This window comes from Nocardia crassostreae (assembly GCF_001613405.1).
In the GTDB taxonomy this organism is placed as follows: Bacteria; Actinomycetota; Actinomycetes; order Mycobacteriales; family Mycobacteriaceae; genus Nocardia; species Nocardia crassostreae.
In genome coordinates, this window is sequence record NZ_BDCH01000017.1 from 458,643 (window position 1) to 477,113 (window position 18,471).

The 18,471-nt window shown below is 67.3% G+C and carries 18 protein-coding genes; 9 read left to right on the forward strand and 9 right to left on the reverse strand.

Annotation, left to right across the window (positions count from 1 at the left end):
• Positions 1-12 precede the first annotated feature (12 nt).
• On the reverse strand, positions 13-891 hold the full coding sequence (locus tag NC4_RS18600) for a metal-dependent hydrolase (protein ID WP_067539760.1): 879 nt from the start codon (positions 889-891) through the stop codon (positions 13-15).
• A gap of 28 nt (positions 892-919) precedes the next feature.
• Positions 920-1,774, reverse strand: a complete 855-nt coding sequence (locus tag NC4_RS18605; protein ID WP_067539763.1) for a metal-dependent hydrolase — start codon at positions 1,772-1,774, stop codon at positions 920-922.
• 115 nt (positions 1,775-1,889) lie between these two features.
• Between NC4_RS18605 and NC4_RS18610 the strand changes: the two genes are divergently transcribed.
• The gene (locus tag NC4_RS18610) at positions 1,890-2,606 is read left to right on the forward strand and encodes a TetR/AcrR family transcriptional regulator (RefSeq protein WP_067539766.1); all 717 of its coding nucleotides are present in this window, start codon (positions 1,890-1,892) and stop codon (positions 2,604-2,606) included.
• On the opposite strand, the gene NC4_RS18615 is transcribed toward NC4_RS18610, so the two are convergent.
• Entirely contained in the window at positions 2,603-3,142 is a 540-nt protein-coding gene (locus NC4_RS18615; RefSeq protein ID WP_067539977.1) for a TetR/AcrR family transcriptional regulator, read from the reverse strand. The genes NC4_RS18610 and NC4_RS18615 overlap by 4 nt on opposite strands.
• 388 nt (positions 3,143-3,530) lie before the next feature.
• Between NC4_RS18615 and NC4_RS45140 the strand changes: the two genes are divergently transcribed.
• On the forward strand, positions 3,531-3,788 hold the full coding sequence (locus NC4_RS45140; RefSeq protein WP_439957525.1) for a hypothetical protein: 258 nt from the start codon (positions 3,531-3,533) through the stop codon (positions 3,786-3,788).
• A 26-nt stretch (positions 3,789-3,814) separates the two neighbouring features.
• Positions 3,815-4,672, forward strand: a complete 858-nt coding sequence (locus NC4_RS18620; protein WP_439957526.1) for a cytochrome P450 — start codon at positions 3,815-3,817, stop codon at positions 4,670-4,672.
• Here the strand turns inward: NC4_RS18620 and NC4_RS18625 are convergent, their stop codons facing one another.
• Positions 4,673-5,329, reverse strand: coding sequence for a TetR/AcrR family transcriptional regulator (locus NC4_RS18625; RefSeq protein WP_169814826.1), 657 nt, complete (start codon positions 5,327-5,329; stop codon positions 4,673-4,675).
• 101 nt (positions 5,330-5,430) lie between these two features.
• Here NC4_RS18625 and NC4_RS18630 point away from each other — a divergent pair, with 101 nt between their 5' ends.
• Entirely contained in the window at positions 5,431-6,684 is a 1,254-nt protein-coding gene (locus NC4_RS18630) for an oxygenase MpaB family protein (protein WP_067539773.1), read from the forward strand.
• 14 nt (positions 6,685-6,698) lie between these two features.
• Here NC4_RS18630 and NC4_RS18635 read toward each other — a convergent pair whose 3' ends face one another.
• On the reverse strand, positions 6,699-7,835 hold the full coding sequence (locus NC4_RS18635) for a lipase family protein (protein WP_245721767.1): 1,137 nt from the start codon (positions 7,833-7,835) through the stop codon (positions 6,699-6,701).
• Between the two features lie 197 nt (positions 7,836-8,032).
• On the opposite strand from NC4_RS18635, the gene NC4_RS18640 reads away from it, so the two are divergent.
• The 3 genes from NC4_RS18640 to NC4_RS18650 all read left to right on the forward strand — a co-directional run bounded on the left by NC4_RS18640 (position 8,033) and on the right by NC4_RS18650 (position 10,844).
• Entirely contained in the window at positions 8,033-8,587 is a 555-nt protein-coding gene (locus NC4_RS18640) for an NADPH-dependent FMN reductase (RefSeq protein WP_067539776.1), read from the forward strand.
• 109 nt (positions 8,588-8,696) lie between these two features.
• Positions 8,697-10,130 (forward strand): MFS transporter, encoded by a 1,434-nt coding sequence (locus tag NC4_RS18645; RefSeq protein ID WP_067539982.1) that lies wholly within the window; start codon positions 8,697-8,699, stop codon positions 10,128-10,130.
• Positions 10,131-10,235: 105 nt separating this feature from the next.
• Positions 10,236-10,844 carry an NADPH-dependent F420 reductase gene (locus NC4_RS18650; RefSeq protein WP_067539779.1) on the forward strand — a complete coding sequence of 203 codons (609 nt, stop codon included), beginning with the start codon at positions 10,236-10,238 and terminating at the stop codon, positions 10,842-10,844.
• A 23-nt stretch (positions 10,845-10,867) separates the two neighbouring features.
• Here NC4_RS18650 and NC4_RS18655 read toward each other — a convergent pair whose 3' ends face one another.
• Positions 10,868-11,674, reverse strand: coding sequence for an SAM-dependent methyltransferase (locus NC4_RS18655; RefSeq protein WP_067539782.1), 807 nt, complete (start codon positions 11,672-11,674; stop codon positions 10,868-10,870).
• A 127-nt stretch (positions 11,675-11,801) separates the two neighbouring features.
• Here NC4_RS18655 and NC4_RS18660 point away from each other — a divergent pair, with 127 nt between their 5' ends.
• Entirely contained in the window at positions 11,802-13,181 is a 1,380-nt protein-coding gene (locus tag NC4_RS18660) for a GGDEF domain-containing protein (protein ID WP_067539785.1), read from the forward strand.
• Between the two features lie 15 nt (positions 13,182-13,196).
• Here the strand turns inward: NC4_RS18660 and NC4_RS18665 are convergent, their stop codons facing one another.
• On the reverse strand, positions 13,197-14,099 hold the full coding sequence (locus tag NC4_RS18665; RefSeq protein WP_067539787.1) for a DUF5995 family protein: 903 nt from the start codon (positions 14,097-14,099) through the stop codon (positions 13,197-13,199).
• A gap of 175 nt (positions 14,100-14,274) precedes the next feature.
• Between NC4_RS18665 and NC4_RS18670 the strand changes: the two genes are divergently transcribed.
• A complete protein-coding gene (locus NC4_RS18670) occupies positions 14,275-15,162 on the forward strand; it encodes an STAS domain-containing protein (protein ID WP_067539790.1) in 888 nt (295 codons plus the stop codon).
• 27 nt (positions 15,163-15,189) lie between these two features.
• Here the strand turns inward: NC4_RS18670 and fadD32 are convergent, their stop codons facing one another.
• A complete protein-coding gene (fadD32, locus tag NC4_RS18675) occupies positions 15,190-17,064 on the reverse strand; it encodes a long-chain-fatty-acid--AMP ligase FadD32 (protein ID WP_067539793.1) in 1,875 nt (624 codons plus the stop codon).
• Positions 17,065-17,184: 120 nt separating this feature from the next.
• Positions 17,185-18,429 carry a KasA/KasB family beta-ketoacyl-ACP synthase gene (locus tag NC4_RS18680; protein WP_067539796.1) on the reverse strand — a complete coding sequence of 415 codons (1,245 nt, stop codon included), beginning with the start codon at positions 18,427-18,429 and terminating at the stop codon, positions 17,185-17,187.
• Positions 18,430-18,471: the final 42 nt, after the last annotated feature.

Below are 18,471 nucleotides of genomic sequence, written 5' to 3' on the forward strand. Positions count from 1 at the left end.
TTGCCGCCGCGCTCAGTTGACGCGGTCGAGCAGTTCCCCATCGGCGCCGAACAGTTCCCGCCGCCAGTGCTCGAGCAGCGCGGTGGTGTCGATATCGTCGGGATGGAAGCCGGGCCGCATATACGGCCGGATCTCCTTCATCAGGCCGCGCACGATCGGCCCCCGATAGAGCCGGATGGACTGCCGCAGCACCTTGAACGGCCGCCAGCTGTGCGGATCACCGAGGATCGACGCCGCCACGCCGAGCGAGACGACGGGGATGGTCAGGGCGTAGGTGCCCGCCATAAGCACGATGCGCACCGCTTCCGAGCCGCCGGTCGCGCGGTAGACGTCGAAGGCGACGGATTTGTGCTCGAGCTCCTCGAAGGCGTGCCAGTTCAACAGGTTCCATACTTCCGGATCACCGGGAATGGCCTGGATATCCGGATTGCCGAGCACCCGGTTCGCCAGGGTCGCGGTGTAGTGCTCCGCCAGCGCGGTGACGGCCAAGTGCACCTGCCGCGGCACCAGATTCTCGACGGTGATCAGCGCGCGTTCGCGCAGCGCGCCCGGCTCGAAGGTGAAGACCCGCACAATGGGGAAGCCCATGGCGATGAGCTGCTCGTTCAATGCGCGGTGCTGCTGACCGTGCACAGCCTCCTGGCCTATGAAACCCGCCACCCGCTTCTTCAGCACGGGATCGGTGATCTCACCGGAGAATTTGCGCACCGAGCGGATGAAGGATTCCTCGCCCGGCGGGAACGCGCCCGACAGCAGGGCGATCAGATGGGTCAGCGGAATATCGTCCTGGACGAAATGATGCGTCATGGGTTCGGGCTGGCCGAACCGGAAGCGCATGCGTCGCACCTTGGGATAGGGGGTGAGGGACTTGGCGTCCTGACCGATCGTCATTGGCCGGTCCTTTCTCGATGGAGTTGTGCTACTTCAGGTGGTCGACGAGCGTGCCGTCGGCGCCGAAAAGCTCACGCTGCCAGCGCTCGAGCAGCGCGGTGGTGTCGATATCGTCGGGATGGAAGCCGGGCCGCATGTACTTGGCCAGCTCCCCCATGAGCCCGCGGAAGATCGGGCCGGTGAACAGCTGATACGCCTCGCGGGCGAGCCGCACCGGCCGCCGCCGCGCCACGGGATCGCGGGCCAGCGAAACCGCCAGGGAGCCATAGGTGAACGGAATGGTGATCGCGTACATGGCCGCCATCACCCCGATCCGGGTGCCCTCGGTGCCGCCGACGGCGCGGAACACGTCGAAGGCCACCGACTTGTGCTCGAGTTCCTCGAGCGCATGCCAATTCAGCAGGTGCCAGAACTCGGGTGAGGCCGGAATGCCCTGGATCTCGTCACTGGAGAGCACGCGCTGCGCAAGTACGGCGGTGTAGTGCTCGGCCGCCGCCGTGGCCGCCAGATGCGCCAGCGGGGACAGCCGCTCCTCGATCCAGCGGGCCCGCTCCTTGGCCTTCTCGGTATCGATCCATTCGATGGGATAACCCATTTCGACCAGTTTGTGGTTGAGGCGGCGGTGCTCCAGCCCGTGCATGGCCTCCTGGCCCACGAAGCCGCTGACCCGTTGTTTCAGGTCCGGATCGGTGACCTGGTCGGCCACCCGTCGGACCGAGCGGATGAAGGATTCCTCGCCGGGCGGGAAGCCGCCCGACAGTCCGGCGACGAAATGACTGAAGACCATATCGCCGTCGACGAAGTACTTGTCGTTCGAATCGTGTTGGTCGAAGCGGAATCTGATCCGCCGCGCCTTGGGATATGTGCTCACCATCTGAACCATCCTTGGTGCAACACCAAGTACCTAGTACTGAGTGTTCGATGTGAGCCCAGTGTAGGATTGCCCCAGACAGGCTGCAAGGGGGTGCGCCGTAACGGATCGAATTACAATCTGCCGCATGGCCTCCCACCCGCCTCGCGACCGCCCGGCCGCCCTGAAGGGTGATGCCCGCTCCGACCGCTGGCATGCGCACCGCACCTCGGTGCGCGCCGAGTTGATCGAGGCCACCATTCGTGCCATCGATGCGCACGGACCGGATCTGTCCATCGACGATGTGGTGAAAACCGCTGGTATACCGCGTCCCAAGCTGTATCGGTTCTTCGGAGACAAGGTCGAATTACTGGCCGCGGTCAGCGGGCGGGTACAGGAACTGATCGTCGAACGCGTGACCCCGCTGTTCGATCCGGCGGCCTCCGCCCGCGAAGCGATCCGCACCGCGCTGGCGGCTTATATCGATCTGGTTTCCGAGCGGCCCAATCTATTCCGCTTCATCGTGAGCTCACATGTCGTCGCAGCTTATGGCGCGGCCCGTTTCATCGAGGACGGGCGGCCACTGTCCGATACAGTCGCCGCGTTTCTCTCCGGAATCCTGCGGGTTCGCGGAGCGGACGGCGAGCACCTGCAGTACAGCGTGGACGCACTGCTCGGGGCGATCGGCCTCGGCGTCCTGCGCTGGCTCAACGAACCGGCGATCAGCGGGAAAGAACTAGCGGACCAGTTGGCCGCGTTCGCCTGGGGCGCGCTCTACGCCACGGCCGAATCGCGGGGTCTCACACTCGATCCGGACGAACCCCTGACAGGCTTCGCCGAACTCGCCACGCCCGAACAGAGTTAACCGACGAACCTCTCCACCATCCGTCGCTCACTCGCCGCATCCGGCAGCGGCCAGGCCAACAGGGACAGAACTATTCGGACGATCCATTGGGCGGCTTCATCATCGGGTGCGATACCGGTCAGCGCGGTCGCGATGCGAGCCGGTTCCCGAGAGGAGGCGAAAACCCCGTCCGCCGCACCCGACCGTGCCACGGCGAACCACTGCGCCAACACCGGGTCGGACCGCACAGCCACAACCGAGCCGAGAATGGCTTCGACAATGCGTCGGCGACCGGTGTACTGCTGAAGTTGCGCGGCAACCCGGTCGGTGACCACAACAGCGGAATGCGCCAGCACGGCATCGATCAGCGCGGGTTTACCAGGAAAATGCCGATAGAGAGTCGCGCGCGAGCACCCGGCATCCGTCGCCACCTGCTCCATACCGACCTGATCGAAACCGCGATCCCGAAACAACCGCGCCGCGCTGGTCACGATCCGCTCGCAGGCAACGGACCGCCGAGCGCCGCCTACCAACCAATCCTGCTGATGGGTATCCATGACATCCACTCCTGAGCGGTTCTGCTTCTGCGCATCTCACCGTAAGACATGTTTGGAGGGTTGTCTCATTTTTGCTCGCAACGAGAAGCGCCGGAGAGGAGATGCGCTCGGGAGAAGATGCGCCAGAAGGGAGATGCACGAGCGAGGAGGTGATGGGGTGATGTGTGAGGGAGGAGGTATTGGGAGGCTGTGTTTAATTGCCCAGGGGCTCCGCCCCCGGACCCCCGGGTGGGGGCTAGCCCCCACGGCCCCCATTGGGGGCTGCGCCCCCAAACCCCCTGCGAGGGTTTTGGTGCACTTGGGGAGATTCTCATAGTGAGACATTGATTGACTGCGGTCCCGGCTTGCGGCGAGCGTGTGGGCACTTGCCTCTTGCTCAGGAGTTCACATGACAGTCATATCGCTGGACGCCGTCGATCTGTTCGACCCGAGACATCTCGCCGACCCTTATCCGCTGTACCGCGCACTGCGTGAGCGCTCCCCTGTGTACCGCGTCCCGGGGACCAGCTTCTTCCTTGTGTCGAGTTGGGCGCTGGTTGCCGAGGCGGCCAGTCGCACCTCGGACTTCTCGTCCAACCTGACCGCATCGCTGGTCGAGCAGCCCGGGGGGTGCGCCAACGGTTTTCGACTGGGATGGTCGGCGTGAGGGTCTGCATGTGCTGGCAACCGGGGATGGCCCAGGTCACGCCGTGCATCGCAAGCTCGTGGCCCCGGTTCTGGCCAAACGGATCCGTTCGCTCGGTGATCGGGTGGATGGCCTGGTCGAGCGGTTGTGGCGGGACGGGCTGCGCGACGGGCGCATCGATTGGGCCACCGCCATGGCGGACCGGCTGCCGCTGGCGCTGGTCGCCGAAACCCTACGAGCGGCACCCGGCGTTGATGACCTCCACCATCGAACTTGTCGCCTATCTCCGTACGGAGTTCCTTGCAGCCCAGCCCGATCGAGATGAAAGCCTGATGGGAGTGCTCGGCGGCGCTGTCGCCGCGGGAACAATCGATGATGCGACAGCCGTGTCCATACTGGTCCAATTGGTCGGCGCGGGCGGCGAATCCACGGCGGGGCTGATTGCCAACGCTGCTCGGCTACTCGCCATCGATCCCGGACTACAGCGGCAACTTCGGCGCGATCCCCAGCGGGTCGGCGATTTCCTGAACGAGGCGCTGCGGTTGGAGTCCCCGTTCCGCGGCCACCACCGGCATATCACCGCGGACACCAGGCTCGGCGGCGTCGAACTCCCGGCGGGCGGGCACCTACTGCTGCTCTGGGGCGCGGCCAACCGCGATCCGTCCGTCTTTTCCGATCCCGACGTCGTCGATCTCGAGCGCCGTAGCGGCGCGACCGCACTGGCTTTCGGCAAAGGGGTGCACTTCTGTGTCGGCTCGGCTCTGGCCAGGCTGGAGGCGACGGCCGCGATCACCGTGCTGCTGAACCGCACGAACTCCTTCACCCTCGACGAAGCCGCTCCGCCGCAATGGTTTCCGAGCCTGTTCGTGCGTCGGCATCAGTCCTTGCCGCTGGCGCTCGGCTGACTACACGCGGCCACCAGCGGCCATTTCGCGGCGCACGGTGGTGGTGATCTCCGAGGCGGTCATGATCATGGCGACCAGGAAGTCGATCAGTTGTTCGCGCTCGATATCCAGGTCGCCGCGCAGCCATTCGGTGATCAGCTCCAGGCCGCCGTGGGCGATGGTGCGGGCCGCCAGGGCGGCGTGGATGCCGGTGACGGCTTCGTCGCCGAGGAGTTCGCGGCCTTGGGCGAGCATGGTGTGGGCGGCCAGGTCGACCAGTTCGGTGCGGCGGCGGCGCAGTTCGTCGCCGGACTGGAATTCGACGACCAGGCGGCGGCGCATCGGATCGTCGGCCAGGGCCGCGACACCGTGCTCGACGACGGCGCGCAGGCGGACCCGGGTATCGGCGGGGGCCTTGGCTATGACGTCGAACAGTCCGGCCATGAGTTCGGCCAGTTGGGCATCGACCAGTTCGAACAGCAGCTGGTCGGTATCGGTGTAGTTCTCGTAGAAGTAGCGATCGTTCAGGCCCGCCCGGGTGCACAGCGCGCGGACCTTGAGCCCGGTCAGCCCCTGCTCGGCAATCAGCTCCCGGGCGGCCGCGCGCAGCTTCTCCCGGCGCTGTGCGCGCCGCTCCCCCACGCTCAGCCCGGCGTATCGACCCCGGTCCGATGTCATGTCACCACCCCCTGTTGCCATACCCCGAACTTTGGTGAAGACTATCACCAAATCTTCTGGTGAAGTCCTTCACCAGAATGAGCGCACACAGGAGGCACGCAATGGCGCGTACCGAGCAGCTGCCCGAACCGGTCGTCTTCCAGGAGCCGATGTTCAAGCTGGCCATGAAGGTCCTGGCTCCCGGCGATATCCGCCCGACCCCGGAACAGCGCGACGCCTACCGCAGGTTCACCGCGCTGGGCGATCCGCTCGCCGACGCCGTCGTGGACATGTTCCGCCGCCTGCCCACCGGCCAGGGCCGCACGCTGTTCGAGATCGCCCTGGAACAGGGCATCGACGCGGTCCCGGACGCGCCCGCCGAACTGCGAGCCTTCTTCGCGCACATCGATGCCCAGCCGTTCTGGCTGGACCAGGGCAAGCTCGACCTCGCCGCGCGGGTCTGCGGCCGGGTCAGCCCGTGGGCGACCAATCTGGCGCTGTCCATGTTCTCGCTCAATGGCGGTTATCTGGCCTCCCGCGCGGACAAGGTGCTGGTCGGCACCGGCGGGCTGTCCGCCGAGAACATGGCCCCGCGCCGCGTGATCGAGACCGCCACCTGGTGGATGGATGTGACCGCGTCCGGCGGGATGGGGCGCTTCGAACCCGGCTTCAAGAACACCGTGCGGGTGCGGCTCATGCACGCCCAGGTGCGCGCGGGGATGAACCGCCGCGCGGACTGGGACTACGCGGACTGGGATCATCCCGTCAACCAATCCCTCACCGCGGGCACGCTCATGCTGTTCTCGCTGGGCAGCATTGCGGGCTGCCAAGCGGTCGGGCTCCAGTTCTCCCGCCGCGAGAAGGCGGCCGTCTACCACCTGTGGCGCTATGTCGGTCACCTGATCGGCCTCGACCCGGAGATCCTCCCGGCCGACGAGACCGACACCTGGCGACTGCTGTGGTTGCAGGCCGACTACGAATTCCAGCCCGACGCGGATTCCCGCACCCTGTCCGAGGCCCTGGTCGGCGCGCTCCCGACCCTCTACGGCCTGGACCACGGCGGCCTGCCCGCGCGCCTGGCCGGTCGCGCCTTCACCCTCTACTCGGTGTCGTACAGCCGAATCCTGCTGGGCCACACCAATGCCGACTTCCTCGGCATGCCCTACAGCCGGGTCTCCACCGCCGCAGTACTGGCCACCGCCGCGCTGAACGGCGCCCTCGAAGTGCCCCGCCGCCTGATTCCCGGCGCGACCCGGCTGGCCGAACGCCTCGGCCGCCGCACCACCGAGCGCATGATGGCCCGGCCCGTCCTGGCCAACCGGCCCGACCGCAGCTACGGCCGCCACGACCGCCTCGCCGAAACCCGGGCCGCCTGACAATCCGGGACGTATCAGGCCAGGCGGCGCAGGTCCGCCGTCCGCGCCTGGTCCAGGCATTCGCTCAGGAAGCGCAGGGCGGGTCCGGCGAAGGAGAAGGCGCCGGTGACGTGCTCACGCCGGTGCATGGTGTGCATAGTGACGTCCGCGCCGAGGGCCTTCCAGCTCTCGGCCAGGGCCACCGCCTGCGGGAACGGGATGATCTGCTCGGCGGTGCCACCGGCGGCCAGAACCGGTGCGGCCGGGGCGATTCCGCCCAGTTTGTTCTCCTGCAGGCGGGCCTTGACGGCGGGGACCTCGAACGGCGGTGTGTGACAGTAGGTGTCGACACGGGTGGGGATCACCAGGCCGCCCGCAATGCCGACCACCGCCGCCGCGGCGGCGTGGGTGTGACGGAACAGCGCGGCCAGGGCACGGCCCTGCGGCTTCAGGTATTGCAGGACATCGAGTTCCGGATAGGCGGCATCGAGTCCGAGCACACCGTAGAACAGCAGGAACGCGTAGGGGGTGCCGTCCAGGAAGGCGATCATGTTCTCCAGATCGGCGGGGGCGGAACCGATCGCGCCACCGGCCAACTGGAGGTCGGGGGCGTAGGTGGGCTGCAATTGCAGCGCCCAGCCCGCGGCATTGCCGCCTTCGGAGTAGCCGTAGATGCCGAGCGGACCGTCGGGGTCCAGACCGGCGGCGGGGAGACGGCGGGCGGCGCGCATGCTGTCGAGCACGGACGGGCCGAGGGAGCGGCCCATGACATACGGGTGCGTGCCCGGATTGCCCAGTCCCGGATAGTCGGTGATGGCGAGCGCCCAGCCGCGGCGCAAGGCGGCCCGGATGAACAGCGATTCGTACTCCACGCCGAAGCGCAACTGCCACGAGGAGGCGGCGATCGTATCGGCGAAGCCCTGGGTGCCGACGGCGTAGCCGATGAGCGGACGCGGGCCCGGACCCCGCCACGGTGCGCGCGGCACCAGTACGGTGCCGGTGACCTCGACCGGGTCACCCAGGCCAGTGGTGGAGGTGTAGGCGATTCGCCAGGCGCGGGCGGGAAGTCGCAGGCCGGGCAGCATGCGGGCGACCATGGGCGACGCCGACAGCAGTCGGCCCGGAGCTCCCGCCGCCGCTTCGTCGAAGCGGTAGGTGTATGCAGTCATCATTGCCTGCCCTTCTTGCACGAACGCGCCTTATGCAGTTGTCGCGCAATCGAATCCGGACGTTAACGACTGTCCGGGACAGCGCCCATGATCGTTACGATACCCAAGGCGAAAGAAAGTGACACCTCGTGTTGCAGTAACTCTCACTGAGTGAGACAACACCGTGAAATACGCTCTTGCACCAGCACGTTGCCCACGGGGTGAGCACACCCAGGCGAATCCTGTTGATCTCGGGCAGCACCCGCGACACCTCCACGAATACGGCCGCCCTGCGGACGATTGCCGCCATCGCGCCCCCGGAGATCGAGACGCGGGTCTACGGCGGGCTGGTCGAGCTGCCCGCCTTCATCCCCGGCGATCAGCCCGCACCGCCTGCGGTGGCGGCGCTGCGGACCGAGCTCGGCGCGGCGGATGCCGTCCTGATCTGCACGCCCGAGTACGCGGGCATGATTCCGGGCAGCCTGAAGAACCTGCTCGAATGGACGGTCGGCGCCGGGGATCTGTACGGCAAGCCCGTCGCCTGGATCAATGTCGCGACCGAGGGGCGCGGCGACGCGGCGGTGGCTACCCTGCGCACGGTACTGGGCTATGTCGGGGCCGATATCGCCGAATCCGCGTGCGGGCGCATCACGATGCTGCGCGACATGGTCGGCGTGGATGGGACGGTGGCCGATCCGGGCGTCCGGGAGCGACTCGGGAGCGCCGTGGCCGCATTGGCCGAATACGCGAGCATCGCCGAACCACACGAGGTTTAGATACCCCCATAGGGTATGAAATGAATCACTGCGCGGAGCCATTCCCTCCAGATACCCCCCATAGGTATACAAGTGAGGCCGAATTTCCCTCTGCCAAGGAGTGATTCACATGTCCACCGCACACTCGGCGCCACCGTCCTCGCGACGGTGGATCGCCCTCTCCCTCATAGCCCTGGCCCAGTTCATGGTCATCATGGACACCTCGATCATCGGCGTGGCGCTGCCGGAAATGCAGCAGGCCCTGGGGTTCTCGCAGGAGAACCTGTCCTGGGTCTTCAACGCCTACGTGGTGGTCTTCGGCGGACTGCTGCTGCTGGGCGGCAAGCTGTCCGACATTCTCGGCGCGCGGCGCATCTTCCAGCTCGGCTGGGCCGTACTCGGCGCCGGATCACTGGTGGCGGGTATCGCCTCCACCGCGACCGTCGAGCTCATCGGGCGCGGCGTCCAGGGCGCGGGCGCGGCGCTCATCGCCCCGTCGGCGCTGACGCTGCTCATGATGCTGTTCGGCGGTAATCCGCGCGAGCTGACCAAGGCGTTCGCGGTCTACGGCGCGGCCGCGCCCGCGGGCGGCACGGCCGGTGTCTTCCTGGGCGGCGTCATTACCGAATACGCCTCGTGGCCTTGGGTTTTCTATATCAATATCCCGATCGCCCTACTGGCTCTGATCGCGGCTCCCGCCCTCGTGCCGGGCGGCGCGCTGGCCCCGCACGGCTCGGTCGACCTGCTCGGCGCGGCCACCGCCACCCTCGGCCTGGGCGCGGCCGTGTTCGCCGTGGTGCGGGCGCCGGAGACCGGCTGGTTCTCCGGCGAGACCTGGGGCGTCCTGGGCCTGGCCGCGCTGCTGCTGATCGCCTTCGTCGGCATTCAGATCCGCCGCAAGGATCCGCTCATGCCGCTGGCCATCTTCCGCTCCCCCAATCTGGGCGCGGCCAATCTGGCCCAGGTGCTGCTCGGCGCGGCGTGGGTGCCCATGTGGTTCTTCCTGAACCTCTACCTGCAGCAGGTGCTCGGCTACTCCGCCTTCCCGTCCGGCGCGGCGCTGCTGCCCATGACCGCTCTCATCATGGTCGGGATGATCGCCCTGTCCCCGAAGTTGTTCGCCCGCTTCGGCGCTCGCACCATGATCATCGCCGGACTGCTGGTGCTGGCCGCCGGACTGGCCTGGCTGTCGTTCATCCGTCCCGACGGCAACTTCTGGATCGACGTGCTGCCCGGTTCGCTGGTCGCGGCGCTCGGCATGTCCCTGGCCTTCGTCCCGTCCCTGCAGACCGCCATCTCGTCCGCGCCGCCGGAGGAGGGCGGGCTGGCCTCGGGCATCGTGAACACCGGCTATCAGATCGGCTCCGCGCTCGGCCTGGCCGCCGTCACGGCCATCGCCTCCGCGGCGGGCGCCGAAAAGCTCGGTGACACAGCGGCTCTCACCGACGGCTTCGCCGCCGCCTTCGGATCGGCCGCCGTCATCGCGGTGCTGGCCGCCGCCGCGGCCGTGGCGACCTTCCGCCGCCCGGCCCGCACCGCCGAGGAGGTGAGCGCCGCCGCGTGAGCAGCAATTGTGACGACCGGTTGCCGCGATCCCCAGCGGATCGGGGCAACCGGTCCATACTGGAAAGGTTGACCGATCTCCACCCGAGTAGCCCTTGGGGGTTCGATGGATGTGGGAATCTTCGGCGCGGGCCTCATCGGCCTGAGCCTGGCGGGACTGTTCGATCGGGCCGGGCACACCGTGCACATCGCCAGCCGCCACCTGGAGGCGTTGACGGCGACCCTGGCCGACAGGGGGCTGCGCCATACCCGGGCAGCGCCGGTGGACGAGGTCACCGATGCGGCGTCATTGCTGGTCGGCGCGGTGCAATGGAATCAACTCGCGGCGCTCGCCGCCGAATTGCCGCCGCTGGACGGCAAGATCTGGATCGATCCGACCAATCCGTTCGCGCGCGACGCCTACGGGAACGTCACCGTCGTCGATACCGACAACCGGCCGACCAGTGCCATCGTCGCGGAGCTGGTGCCGAAGGCGCAGCTGGTCAAGGCCTTCAACAACTCCACCACGCCCATGTACCGCTCCGGTCCGCTCACCTCGCTGGGCCGCATCGTCGCCCCCATGGCCGGTGATCATCCCGCGGCGCTGTGCCGGGTCGCGGACCTCGTCAAGACCACTGGATTCGTACCCGTCGTCATCGGCAATATCGACGACAGCGTGGTGCTGGAACCCGGCGGCGCGCTGCGGCAACTGAGCATTCCGCTGATCGCGCCGTAGCTCCCGGTCCCCTGCGGGGGCGGTCAGTCCTTGCGGGCGAGCCCGCCGTAGGCGCCCGAATGCTCCGGATGCTCGCCGACATCGGCCGGATTCTCCGGCCGCCACAGCGGCAGCAGCACCAACCCGGGCTCGAGCACCGTCCAGTCCAGGAAGTACGCCGCGATCTCGTCGCGACCACGCAGCACGATCTCGGTGGAGGTGCGGCCGGACAGCTTCTGCGCGTCCAGCACCTCCTGCGGCTGACCGTCGGAGGTGGCATGCGTGATAGCCACATGGCTGCCGGGCGCGCACGCCGCCAGCAGCCGCGCCACCGCGCCCGCCGGATCGGCCTCGTCCGGGACGAAATGCAGGACGCCGAGCAGCAGGACGGCTACCGGACGGGAGAAGTCCAGCAGCCGCGCCACCTCCGGCGCGTTCAGGATGGAATCCGGATCGGCCACATCGGCATGAATGATGGCGGCATTGTCGTTACCGGCCAGAATCGCCTGGCTGTGCGCGACCGCGACCGGATCGATGTCCACGTACACCACGCGGGCCTGCGGATTGCGGGCCTGCGCCACCTCGTGCACATTGCCGACCGTGGGAATGCCGGAGCCGAGGTCGAGGAACTGGTCGATGCCGACATCGGTCAGATGTCGCACACAGCGGCGCAGCAGATCCCGGTTGGCGCGCATGGTCTCCGCGACATTCGGGGTGAACTTCTCGATCATGTGCGCCAATTCGCGATCGATCTCGAAATTGTGCATGCCGCCGACGAAGTAGTCGTACACTCGCGAGGCGCTGGGGCGATCCAGATCGATCCCCTCGGGAGCCCAACTCGGTCTGGTCATCGGATCGCATCCCCTTCTGCAATCAAGCTACTTCACGGCCAATCATGAAGCGCCGCAATGGTATCGCAACCCGGGCGGGCGGTGCGGCGTTAGCGGCCGCAGACTGGTCGGGCTACCATCAACCCCCATGGCGTCGGATCCCGGGGGTGGGCCGAAGCAGGGTGGCCCGCACGCCGGCTTGGTCGAACAGTGGGCAGCCGCGCTCGACAGCGGAGTCCGCGACCACGTCGTGCCCATGAGCCGCGCCGAGGCCTTCGCCCTGCTCACCAGGCTCGCCAATGATTTCGCGACGGCGGCGCGGGGCGATTCGGCGGCCGATCGGGTGGCCGAACTCGGCTCGGAACTGGCGCGTGCGCATTTCGTCGGCAATGAGGTGCTGGGCCGCAGCGTCGCCGTTCTCGATGCCTACTTCACCCGCGATGGAATACCGACCGACCGGATCGCAGAACTGCTGGGCGTGTTCACAACCGGGTACATCCGCGCCTTCCGGACCTGGCTGCTGGCCGAACAGGAAAGCGTGCGAACCGCCGAGATCACCGCGCGCATGCGGGTCCAGGAACAGCTGCGCGCCAGCGAGGCCCGATTCCGAGCGGTGTTCGCACAGGCCGGAATTGGGACCGGATTGTCCGATATGACCGGACGCATCATCGAGGTGAACGCCGCCTTCGCGGAGATGCTCGACTATACACCGGCTGAGATGTGTGCGCTGTCGGTCACCGAACTCTCCCATCCCGAGGACGATCCGGGCATGTGGCCGCTGTACGCGGCGGTGCTGCGCGGCGATGTCGACAATGTCCAGCTGGAGAAGGCGTATCCGCATCGCGACGGGCGCACGGTGTGGACGAATATCAATGTCTCGCTCATCCGCGACGACCACGGGGAGCCGCGGTACACGCTGATCCTGGTGGAGGACATCTCCGAACGGCGCGCACTGCGCGAACGCCTGCACTACCGCGCCCATCACGATCAGCTGACCGGGCTGGCCAATCGCTCCCGCTTCTTCGACGCCCTGACCGCCGCCTTCGCCGAACCGGGCGCCCGCATCGGGCTCTGCTATGTGGATCTGGATCGGTTCAAGGCCGTGAACGACACCTTCGGCCACGCCATCGGCGACGAACTACTGGTCCAGGCCGCCGCCCGGCTGGATGCCTGCACCACCCCGGACCAGCTGGTCGCCCTGGTGGGCGGCGATGAATTCGTCATTCTGGTCCCGCATTCCGAGGCCGATATCGATCCGCTCGCGCAGTGCGTGCGCCGCACCTTCGCCCGGCCGTTCGAGGTGCACGGGCACCGGCTCACCGTCACCGCCAGCGTCGGCGTCGCGGTGGAGTTCGCGGCCCACACCACCGCCGACGATCTGCTGCAGGCCGCGGACTACAGCATGTACTGGGCCAAGGCGGCCAATCGCGGTCCGGTGCGCCCGCTCTCGGTCGCGCGGCACGCCCCGGGCCGGGATGTCCGCCATGCCGACGGGGGCGTCGTGCCCGCCAAGAGCACGCCGGAGTAGTGGCGCGAACGGGCCTCACAGCGCGCGCAACTGCGCCAGCACCTCGAATGCGACTTCGGCGGAATCCGAGAGCGCGGTGATCTCCAGCGCGGTCGCCTCGCGCAAGGCGGGATCCTGGAGCGCGAGACCATTGCCGAAGATCACCACATTCGCGCCGAGGTCCGCGGCAATGAGCAGTTGCCGGGTGGCCACACCCCTGCCGACCAGCAGATCCAGGCCCTCGCCGAGGAAGTAGAAGCGCCACAGCGGCCCCAGATCCGCGTCGTAGACCCGTTTGGTGCGATCGACGATCACCTCGCCCGCGCCCGCGATGGCAGCGACGATCGTGAAGTAGTCGGGCGCATTGTGTGGTTTCGTGCCGATGGCGGCGATCGAATAGGCCAGATCCACGGTCAGGTGCGCGTTGTAGCCCGACATGGCCACCCGCGCCCCCGACAGCTCGCACCGGGCGGCCAGCGCGAAGTACCGCGCCCAGTGCGATTCGACCGCGCCGCCGGTGAATTCGGCATGCAGATTGTCCAGGTAGCGGCGCAGCAACTCGAAGCTGATGGCATGCGCGAACTCCCGGTCCGCGAAGGCGAGCGGATCGCGCTGCAAGGGCATGACCGCCACCTCCTCGACGCCGTCGAGCCCGATGCCGAACAGCCCGCGCCGGTCGCGGTGCTCGGCCAGGATGCGGGTGATCCGCTGGTTACGCTGCACCGCGAGCTCCAGCCGCGCCAGGGAGTTGCCCGGCAGGTCGGAGGTATCCGACAGACGGGCTATGGTGGCAATCTCGTCGGAGGACAGCGGCGTCCCGCAGACGGCAGGCGCGGGCGGCTGTCCGGACAGGGACGCTGCTCGCGGAGCGGGTGCGGAAAGTGCCAGTAGCGCAGCGCCGACCACAAGGAGGAGCCCGGTCCGGGTGGGAGTCCACACGGCCAGAAAGTGTACGGACCGGTCGGATAATCAGGAGATTACCGACATCTCGTGTCAGGGAGCCTTGACGAGAAATCGTTCATAACTCCGCAACGGTGCGAATAGGCTCGGCTGGCTCATGGCACATTCGCGTCAGCGCAACAGCAAACATCCGGCGGTAGCGTCTTGGAGAACCATGACATCGCGTGCAAGCCATATCGACAACTCCCTGCTGGTGGACAGACCGGGCGAACCCCTGCTGTCCGAACTGGTCGAGCATCTGCGCCAGAACCGCACCCAACTGCGGCAGGAATGGGCGCGTCGCATTACCGATGCCCAATTGCTCACCGCCATGACCCCGGACGAGATCTTCTCCGAGGCCACCTCGGTCTACGACAACTACGTCGACGCGCTGGAGACCGGTAGCGTCGAAGCCCTGCAGAACTACGCCCGCGATCTGTCCGAACGCATCATTCCGCGCGGCGTCGAGACCGACGAGGTGCTCGGGATCGTGCTGCTGCTGCGAGATGTGCTGGCGCGCTCGCTGTTCGAGAAGTATCAGACCGACTTCGAACTGCTCAATCTCGTGCTCGACGCGTACGAGCCCGCGGCCAACCGCATCGCCAATACCGTCGGCGTCTCCTTCGTGGAGGAGCGCGAGCGCATCATCCGCCAGCAGCAGGAGGCCATTCGCGAGCTCTCCACCCCGGTGCTGCAGGTGCGCGAGCAATTGCTCATCCTGCCCATCATCGGCGTGCTGGACTCGCAGCGGGCCCGGCAGCTGACCGAACAGCTGCTGCGCGCCATTCGCGGCAATCGCGCCAAGGTGGTCGTCATCGATATCACCGGTGTGCCGACCATCGACTCCACGGTGGCCAATCACCTGGTGCAGACGGTGGACGCCTCCGGGCTGATGGGCGCCAGCGTCATCATTACCGGGCTGTCCTCGGAGATCGCGCTCACCCTTGTGGCGATCGGCCTGGATCTGTCCAAGATGAACGCGGTCGGCGACCTGCAGGGCGGTATCGAAGAGGCCGAACGACTGCTCGGCTACGAGGTCAGCCGTACCGCCGACACCATGTGAGAGTGCTTCGGCGGCACGGCTTTCCGGCTATTCCGCTTCGTCCGGGAAGGCCTGCTGGCGGTGGCCGCCGCGCAGGGTGCCCTCGACGTAGGCGGCCTTGCAGGCCCGCCGCGCGATCTTGCCGCTGGACGTCCGCGGAATCGAGCCCGCGGGCACCAGCAACAGATCCCGGACGGTCACGCCGTGCCGCTTGGCAATGGCGGCGCGCACCGTCTCGGTGATCGGCTCGGGATCGAGTTTCGCTGCGCCCGTACCGCGTTCGGCCACTATCACCAGTTGCTCGGTGCCGGTGTCGATGCCGCGGTCGAAGACGTCGGCGGGCATCTCGTCGGACGAAACCGAGAAGGCCGCAACGAATCCCGGCCGCAATGCGGTGCTGGACTCCTGCGCGCTGTATTCCAGATCCTGCGGATAGTGGTTGCGGCCGTCCACGATCACCAGATCCTTGACGCGGCCGGTGATGTAGAGCTCACCGTCGAGGTAGGCGCCGAAATCACCGGTGCGCATCCAGTTCGCGTCCGGCTCGGCGCCTTCCGCGTGACTGTGCGGCTGCCGCGCGGTGAGCTTGTTGTGGAAGGTCGCCTCGGATTCCTCGGGGCGGCCCCAGTAGCCGATGCCCATGTTCTGCCCGTGCAGCCAGATCTCGCCGACCTCGCCCTCGGGCCGTTCGGCGCCGGTCTCGGGATCGACGATCACGGCCCACTGCGAGAGCGCGACGTAGCCGCAGGACACCTGTGCCACAGCGTTTTCCGCATCCGGGTTCACCTCGGTCATGCGCCCGGCATTGAGTTCGCCGCGGTCGACGTAGACCACCCGCGCCTCGTCGTCGCGCCGGGTGGCCGAGACGAACAGCGTGGCCTCCGCCATGCCGTAGCACGGCTTGATGGCGGTCTTGGGCAGGCCGTAGGGCTCGAAGGCCTCGTTGAACTTCTTCATCGAGGTCACCGAGACCGGCTCGCTGCCGTTGATCAGGCCGATGACGCGGGACAGATCCAGTTCCTCGCCGGGCTTGGGCTTACCCCGGACCGCCGCGTGCTCGAAGGCGAAATTCGGTGCGGCCGCGTAGATCTCGGCGCCGTCCTCCTGCGCCGCCAGCTCCTTGATCCAGCGGTACGGGCGGCGCACGAAGGCGCTGGGCGACATGACGGTGATGAACTTGCCGCCCAATGTCGGCAGGATGACCGTCAGCAGGCCCATATCGTGGAACATGGGCAGCCAGGTGACCCCGCGCGCCTTCTCGTTGATGCCGATGGCGCTGATCATCTGGAACAGATTGGTGCCCACGGCCCGGTGGGTGATCTCCACGCCCGCCGGGGTGCGGGTGGAGCCCGAGGTGTACTGCAGGTACGCCACGCTGTCGATATTGATCTCCGGGCGCACCCAGGTCGCGCCCACGCTGTCCGGGATCATCTCCACGGCGATGATGCGCGGCCGCTGCGGAGCGGGCAGCTCCCGGAACAGCTCGCGCACCCCGGCCGCGGCCGATCCCACCGTGAGAATGGCCGCGGGCTGACAGTCGTCGAGCACCGCGTGCAGGCGGTCGGAGTGCCCGTGCTCGTCCGGTTCGAACAGCGGCACGGCGATATTGCCCGCGTACACCGCCCCGTACATGGCGACGATGTACTCCAGCCCCTGCGGACAGAGGATGGCCACCCGGTCGCCGGGCTGCGTGACCTGCTGCAACCGGGCGGCCACCGCGCGCAGCCGGACGCCGAACTGATTCCAGGTGAGTTCGAAGTACTCACCGTCGCGTTCGCGCGAATAGTCGACGTAGCGGTAGGCGAGTTCGTCGCCACACTCCGCGGTGTGATGGTCGACCAGGTCGATCATCGTCTTGTTGTCGGGGAGCGAGATGTTGCCGTGCTCGTCCAGAAAGTCATCGAAAGTGGTCTCGCCGATCATTCCCTATCCTTTTTCAACTCACAGCCATGACTGCGCAGTGGCACCGAACAAAGATCGACACAGGAGCCCGGGAATTAGCTGGGGCTGAGGAAGACTAGCAGGTGTGACGATCCCGGACACTCAGTACCGACCGAAGGCGAGTGCGACATTGTGCCCGCCGAAGCCGAAGGAGTTGTTCAGGGCGTAGTCGTAGTTCCCGGGCCGGGCCTGTCCCTTCACCACGTCGAGGTCGATTTCGGGGTCCTGATTGTCCAAATTCAGCGTGGGCGGGATGATTCCGTCGCGCACCGCCAGGACGGTGAGCACCGATTCCAGCGCACCCACCGCGCCGATGGAGTGGCCCAGCGCCGACTTGGGCGCATACACCGCAGCGTGATTGCCCACCGCTTGCTGAATGGCATTGGCCTCCGCCGTATCACCGATGGGGGTGGCGGTGGCGTGCGCATTGATATGTGTGACATCGGATTTGGAGATTCCGGCGTTCTCCATGGCGCGGGTCATGGCGCGCGCGGCGCCGGTGCCCTCCGGATCCGGGGCGACGAGATGGAAACCGTCGGAGGTGATCCCCGCGCCCATGATGCGCGCGTGGATGGTGGCGCCGCGCGCCTTGGCGTGCTCCTCGGTCTCGATGACCATGAGTGCTCCGGCCTCGCCGAAGACGAAGCCGTCTCGGTCCCGGTCGAAGGGGCGGGAGGCGGCCTTGGGATCGTCGTTGCGGGTGCTCATGGCGCGCATCATGGAGAATCCGGCGATCGGCAGCACGTGGATGCCGCCCTCGACGCCGCCGGTGACGACCATGTCGGCATCGCCCATGACGATCATCTGCCAGGCATTGGCAATGGCCTCGGAACCGGATGAACAGGCCGAAACCGGCGTTCGCACACCGGCGCCCGCCCGCAGTTCGGTGCCGACCACGGCGGCCGCGCCATTGGGCATGACGGTCTGCACGGTCAGCGGCGAGACCTTGCGGTAGCCGCCGGTCTCGAGCTTGTCGCGCGCCACGATCAGGCATTCCGCGCCGCCGAGGCCGGTGCCGATGGCGACGCCCAGGCGGTCGCGGTCCACCTCCGGATTCCCGGCGTTCTTCCAGACCTCACGGCCCAGCACCAGCGCCATCTGCTCGATGTAGGACAGGCGGCGCAGCTCGGCGGGGCTGACCTGGTCGCGCGGGGAGACCTTGAGGTGGCCGCCGATGCGCACGGGCAGTTCGAAATCCTGGACCCAGCTGTCCTCGAGGACGTCGATCCCGCTCTCGCCGTTGAGTAGGCCCTTCCAGGTCGAGTCGACGTCTCCCGAGATAGAGGTGGTGGTCGCCAGGGATGTGACGACGACGTCGGGGAACTTGCGGCGGTTGGGCGTCTGCATGATCGTTCACTCTCCGTAGCAATGCTGCGGCGAACCTGATTT